This is a genomic window from Slackia faecicanis (genome assembly GCF_003725295.1).
GTDB lineage: Bacteria > Actinomycetota > Coriobacteriia > Coriobacteriales > Eggerthellaceae > Slackia > Slackia faecicanis.
The window spans coordinates 1-5721 of the sequence record NZ_QICB01000012.1 but is presented as its reverse complement, the minus strand read 5'-3'; the positions used below and the strand labels follow the sequence as shown (position 1 = coordinate 5721).

5 protein-coding genes are annotated in these 5721 nt (G+C 60.7%); 2 read left to right on the top strand and 3 right to left on the bottom strand.

Translation table 11 applies throughout. From position 1 onward, the window contains the following. Positions 1-719: 719 nt before the first annotated feature. Entirely contained in the window at positions 720-1061 is a 342-nt protein-coding gene (locus tag DMP07_RS09025) for a hypothetical protein (RefSeq protein WP_244594966.1), read from the bottom strand. Between DMP07_RS09025 and DMP07_RS08625 the strand changes: the two genes are divergently transcribed. Next, positions 949-2037, top strand: coding sequence for an SLC13 family permease (locus tag DMP07_RS08625; RefSeq protein ID WP_244594965.1), 1089 nt, complete (start codon positions 949-951; stop codon positions 2035-2037). The two genes, DMP07_RS09025 and DMP07_RS08625, sit on opposite strands and share 113 nt — an antisense overlap. A gap of 238 nt (positions 2038-2275) precedes the next feature. Beyond that, complete coding sequence (locus tag DMP07_RS08620) at positions 2276-2731, top strand: hypothetical protein (protein WP_123198738.1); 456 nt, start codon at positions 2276-2278, stop codon at positions 2729-2731. A gap of 126 nt (positions 2732-2857) precedes the next feature. Here the strand turns inward: DMP07_RS08620 and DMP07_RS08820 are convergent, their stop codons facing one another. Both DMP07_RS08820 and DMP07_RS08610 read right to left on the bottom strand, forming a co-directional pair. Continuing rightward, complete coding sequence (locus DMP07_RS08820) at positions 2858-3154, bottom strand: glycine zipper domain-containing protein (RefSeq protein WP_123198737.1); 297 nt, start codon at positions 3152-3154, stop codon at positions 2858-2860. 147 nt (positions 3155-3301) lie between these two features. Then, positions 3302-5392, bottom strand: coding sequence for a glutamine synthetase III family protein (locus tag DMP07_RS08610; protein ID WP_123198736.1), 2091 nt, complete (start codon positions 5390-5392; stop codon positions 3302-3304). Positions 5393-5721: the final 329 nt, after the last annotated feature.

Below are 5721 nucleotides of genomic sequence, written 5' to 3'. Positions count from 1 at the left end.
AAGTCTTCGTCTGGCTGGGACCCTCTCGGGTCCTCTTCAAATTCCGTATTCCAGTATCCGGTTTTCAAGGTCCCCCGCCTCGTCTCCGAGGGGGTGCCGCGTCAAGCGGCGAGGATGTATATTACGCTCCTGCTCTATAGAAGTCAACGACTTTTTTGAAAAAATTTTGAGATCATTCGATTAGCGGTTGATTTTTTCCGATGAAATATACCATTTCACCACGTCGTTACCAATCCTTTCTTTTTCACGTTTAGTATCTAAATAACCTACCTAGCCTCATTTCTCTCACCATATAGACGCAACGGCGCCTTCACGCTTCATATGCAACGAGCAATCGGCCGCCTCGTAGGACGGCGCACCTCGTGGAGCATTGCATGACAGAGAGGTAAAACGAAGCAATGAAGAAGGCATAGACAGACAGACAGACAGACAGACAGACAGACAGACAGACAGACAGACAGACAGACAGACAGACAGACCAGCGTGTAGATAGATAGATAGATAGATAGATAGATAGATAGATAGATAGATAGATAGATAGATAGATAGATAGATAGATAGATAGGACTCGCGGGCGTGAATGCCGCCCATGCGCAAAGCGACGAAACGACCGCCTCTCGACAAAGAAGGCAGCTCGTCTTCGCCACGGCAGCTTGGGATTCCTAGCTGCCGTGGCGAAGGGCGCATCGAAGCCCCTTTGTTTCTATTTCCATCTCTCTCTATATATTTATGCTCATGGCTTCTTTCCGGCTTGCCGTGCGCACCCGCGTTCGGGCCCGTCTCGCCGCATCCGCCTGCATCTTCGCCGGTCCACGCGCCCGCCCATCCATCTCGGCTCGCTCGACGCGGGCAAAAGGACCCTTCGGCCGATGCCGACCGACGATATATACTTTGCGCATGCTGAATTCCTTTTTGAAACAATCGATCGCATTCGTGCGCGCCGAACCGATGCCCTGCATCGCCTTCGCATGCGCGGCCGTCTCGTGCGCCTTCGTTCCTGCGGGGCATGACTTCTTCGCCTCAATCGATATGCGCGTGCTCGGACTGCTTTTCTGCCTCATGGCGGCCGTCGATGGATTGAGAAGCGCAGGCGTGTTCTCGCGCTGCGCGCATCTGCTTATCGAGAAGACGCATGGGCTGCGCACCCTTTCGTTCGCGCTTGTGGCGCTGCCGTTCTTCGCCTCGATGCTTGTGACTAACGATGTGGCGCTGTTGGCGTTCGTCCCGTTCACCATCGTGTCGCTTTCTGCCGCGAAGGCGACACATCATCTGCCGCGCGTGGTGGTGCTGCAGGCCGTCGCGGCCAATATCGGCGGCATGGTCACTCCGATGGGAAACCCGCAAAACCTTTTCCTCTATACGACGTTCGGCATACCGCTGCCCGCCTTCCTCGCAACGCTGCTGCCGTTTGCTGCGGCGACGCTTGCAGCTCTGGGCGCTGCCTGCCTCAGGCTCAAAGGCGAAATCGACGCGCCGAAGACGCCGTTCGGCACGCAGCCCCTCGAACGGAGGAAGGCGGCGGTCTACGGAGCGTTTTTCCTTCTGTGCCTTGCCGCCGTCATGCGCATCATTCCCTACCAGGCCCTTTTCGCGCTGACCCTCGTCGGCCTTCTGGCGTTCGACCGCGCCACGCTGAAATGCATCGACTACGGACTTCTTGCCACCTTCGTCTGCTTTTTCGTGTTTTCGGGCAATATCGCGTCCATCCCAGCTATCGCGAACGCCCTGGCCGCCACGATGGAGGCGGCGCCGTTTTTCGCGAGCGCGGCGATCAGTCAGGCGATCAGCAACGTTCCCGCTGCCGTGCTGCTGGCCCCGTTCGCCGGCGACTGGCAGCCGCTGCTGCTCGGCGTGGACCTGGGCGGCCTGGGAACGCCGATCGCATCGCTTGCAAGCCTGATTGCACTGCGCCTGTATCTGCATACGCCCGATGCCGATTTCGGGCGCGTCATGAAGGAGTTCGCCGCCATCAACGCCGTCGGTCTGGCAGGCCTTGTCGGGCTGTATTGCGCGATGAGCGGCATGGGCGCGCTATAGACTGCCCCGCCTGGCGCCCCGTCGCAAAGGCGCATTGCGCGACGAAAGCCGCGAATGCAGCGCAACGCCCGCGAAACATGAATACCGCTTTACCTCCCGCATGAAAGACCAGGCCTTTCGCGGTATGCGGAGGTGTCGTGACCAGGGAAACGACTCGGCAACGCGCGGCGAAATGCCGCTACCATACACGCAACGCATGCGTCGGACGCATCGCCGGCGCGCAACGACAGGAGGACCCATGAAAGCAGTCGCCCGTACGCTCGGCGTTCTGGCCCTGATCGCCGTCATCGGCGCAGCAGGACTCGTTTTCTTCGCAAGCCAGACCGGCAATACCGCCTCTTCGCTGAAATCGAACGCCTTGAACGCCGTGGTGGACGCATCGGGGATCAAGAGCACCGTGCAAAACGAGCTCGATGCGCATCTCGACGAAATAGCATCCGCGGCAGGAATCACGCACGCCCAGGCGCGCGAAGCCGTAGACGCCCTCGATGTGAATTCGTGGTCGGTCGCCGACCTGCCGAGCGAAGCCGCCGCTGCCGCGACGTATTCGGCCGCCGCCGCAGGCGTCGACGCGGAAATCACGCTCTATGACGACCCCGGCTACGTCACCGTGGAGGCCTACGGCCAAACGCTCACGTTCGCCGTGCCCGAGTCGGCGCAAGATTACGCCTCGCTGCTCGCAGCGCTTTCGTAGGCGAAACGCCCGATTTTGTATCCAAGCCAGGCAGAACTTCCGTATCCGCGCAAACGAACGCCCGCCGAGCACGTCGATTCTCGGCGGGCGTTTTGTATTTTCAGATGTCTCTGACCGATCGAAAAGCTACCGCTTCTTCCAAAAGCTAGCAAACGAGCCGAACGCGACTCCCACGCAAAGCCCGAGCGCGATGCCGAGAGCAAGCTTATCAATGGCGATGCCCCACGCCACGCCGACGCAAAGCCCAACCCCGATGCTTGCGGCCAACACTGAATCTTCGTCTTCGCTTCGTTTTCTTTTGACCGAAGCAGACGAAGGCGGCCTTTCGTCCGTCGCCTCATGAGGGCGGTCGACGCCAAGCTGCTCTGGGCCGGATTCGGAGCAACCTGGCTCCTGTCTCTTCGCATCGTCTATAGCGGCCATCTTCGACACCCTCCTTGCAATCGCAAACGAATCGAACGGAATCGCAGGGCGCCTGCAAACGCAACCGACGGCACAAACCCTCCGATTCAGGCAGGCCGCGCCACCTTCGCCGACATTCGAGCGAAGACGGCCAGGGCCGCCGCACCCTTACACGTAGAACAGCAGGTCATCGTAGGTGGGAACGGGCCAGTACTCGCGCGCGACGATCGGCTCCATCGCATCGACGGCGGCACGCAGGGCCTCCATGGCGGGCGCCACTTCATGCGCGTAGCAATTCGCCTGGTCCTGGGCGCATTCGCAAGCCTTCGCCTTCGCATGGAGCTCGGCGAGGGTGTCGATTCCCTCGTAAATGGCGTTCACGCCGTCGAGCAGCGTGGCCAACTCGCGGCGCTCATGCTGCATGCCCGCGGCGGGCATGGCATCGGTCACCGTGGTGATGCCCTTGGCGATCTTGGTGGCATATGCGCTGATCACCGGCAGGTAAGTGCGGCGAGCCATGCGCTCCATCGTGGTGGCCTCGATGTTCATGAGCTTGTTGTACTTCTCGAGCTTCACCTCGTAGCGGCTGCGCACCTCGGCCTCGGAAAGCACGCCCATCTCGGAAAGCAGATCGATGTTCTTCTGCGCGACGAACGAAGGCAACGCATCGGCCGTCGTGGTGAAGTCGCACAGGCCGCGGCGATGCGCTTCCTCGTGCCATTCCTCGGAATAGCCGTCGCCCGAGAACAGGATGCGCTTGTGCTCGGAAAGGCTCTTGCGAATGTAGGAGAGCGCCGCAACCTCGAAGGGTTCGTCGCCGCGGGCCTCCATGGCGTCGGCGAAATCTTTCAGCGCCTTGGCCACAGCCGTGTCGAGCATGGTGTTGGCATCGGCCACGTTGACCGAAGAGCCGGGCATGCGGAACTCGAACTTATTGCCCGTGAACGCGAAGGGGCTCGTACGGTTGCGGTCGGTGGTGTCGCGGTCGAAGGTGGGCAGCACGGCCACGCCGAAGTCGAGCGACTCACGCGACGCATGGCCCGCTTCGTGGCCGGCGGCCAGCGCCTCGATGATGTCGGAAAGCTCGTCGCCCAAGAAGATAGAAATAATCGCGGGCGGGGCCTCGTGGCCGCCCAGGCGATGGTCGTTTCCGCAGGATGCCACGCTCATGCGCAGCAGGTCCTGGTAATCGTCGACCGCGGCGATGACGCAGGTCAAAAACACGAGGAACTGCAGGTTCTCCTCGGGAGTATCGCCCGGGTCGAGCAGGTTTTCATCCTCGGAGCCGATCGACCAGTTGTTATGCTTGCCCGAGCCGTTAATGCCCTCGAACGGCTTTTCGTGCTGCAGGCACACCAGGCCATGATGGCTGGCCAGCAGCTTCATCATTTCCATAGTGAGCAGGTTCTCGTCGATGGCGCGGTTCGCGTTGCAAAACACCGGCGCCAGCTCGTGCTGGGCGGGAGCCACCTCGTTGTGCTTCGTCTTCGCGGCCACGGCAAAGCCCCAGAGCACGTCGTCGAGCTCTTTCATGAAATCGTTCACCGTGGGGCGAATCGCGCCGAAGTAATGCTCGTCAAGCTCCTGGCCCTTGCACGGAGGCGCGCCGAACAACGTGCGACCGCACATCATGAGGTCCTGGCGGCGGGCGTAATCCTTCTCGGAAATAAGGAAGTATTCCTGCTCGGTGCCCACGTTCACCGTGACCTTGGCGGGATGCTTGCCGAACAGCGCCAACACGCGCTTGCACTGCTCGTCGATCGCCGCCATGGAGCGCAGCAGCGGGGTCTTCTTATCGAGCGCTTCGCCCGTGTACGAGCAAAACGCCGTAGGAATGCACAGCACTTCGTCTTTGACGAACGCGTAGCTCGTGGGGTCCCATGCGGAATAGCCGCGGGCCTCGAAGGTGGCGCGCAGGCCGCCGTTGGGGAAGCTGGACGCGTCGGGTTCGCCCTGGATCAGCTCCTTGCCGGAGAACTTGGTGATGGCGGTGCCGTTTCCGACCGGATCGAGGAAAGCGTCGTGCTTTTCGGACGTGATGCCCGTCAGCGGCTGGAACCAGTGCGCGAAATGTGTGGCGCCGTGCTCGATGGCCCATTCCTTCATGGCGTGCGCCACGGAATTGGCCACATCAAGGTCGAGCGGCTTGCCTTCTTTGATCGTTTTCGCGAGCTTTTTATACGTGTCGGATGGCAGGCGCTGCTTCATCACATGGTCGGAAAACACCATCGTGCCGTACTTCTTCGTAAGATCGGTCATGCTCGGCTCCTTCGGCATCACGCAACGCCACGCACCCCGCCCGGTGCAACGGCCTTCGGCCGCGCGCTGCGAACATGGTCTTGTTCTGCATTAACCGCATTATTGTAACCGTTGGCGCGCACTCTAGCGCGCGAAAGCATGGGCGAATCGGAGCGCGTTGGAAAAGCCGGCGCGCACGGCGACGCGATACGAATATGCGAGACGAATCAAAACCACCCGTGATAACGGGTGGTTTGCTCTTAGGGTATAACCCTAGGGATTCTGGCCAGCGCCTAAAGACGCTGGCCTTCACCCTGTTCAGGCCCGACTGCCTTTGACCCGTGGCGTGC

Excerpts from the sequence above, each read along its gene's own strand:
- DMP07_RS08625 (WP_244594965.1), top strand. The coding sequence starts at position 949 with ATGCCCTGCATCGCCTTCGCATGCGCGGCCGTCTCGTGCGCCTTCGTT.
- DMP07_RS08620 (WP_123198738.1), top strand. The coding sequence starts at position 2,276 with ATGAAAGCAGTCGCCCGTACGCTCGGCGTTCTGGCCCTGATCGCCGTC.
- DMP07_RS08610 (WP_123198736.1), bottom strand. The coding sequence starts at position 5,392 with ATGACCGATCTTACGAAGAAGTACGGCACGATGGTGTTTTCCGACCAT.
- DMP07_RS08820 (WP_123198737.1), bottom strand. The coding sequence starts at position 3,154 with ATGGCCGCTATAGACGATGCGAAGAGACAGGAGCCAGGTTGCTCCGAA.
- DMP07_RS09025 (WP_244594966.1), bottom strand. The coding sequence starts at position 1,061 with ATGAGGCAGAAAAGCAGTCCGAGCACGCGCATATCGATTGAGGCGAAG.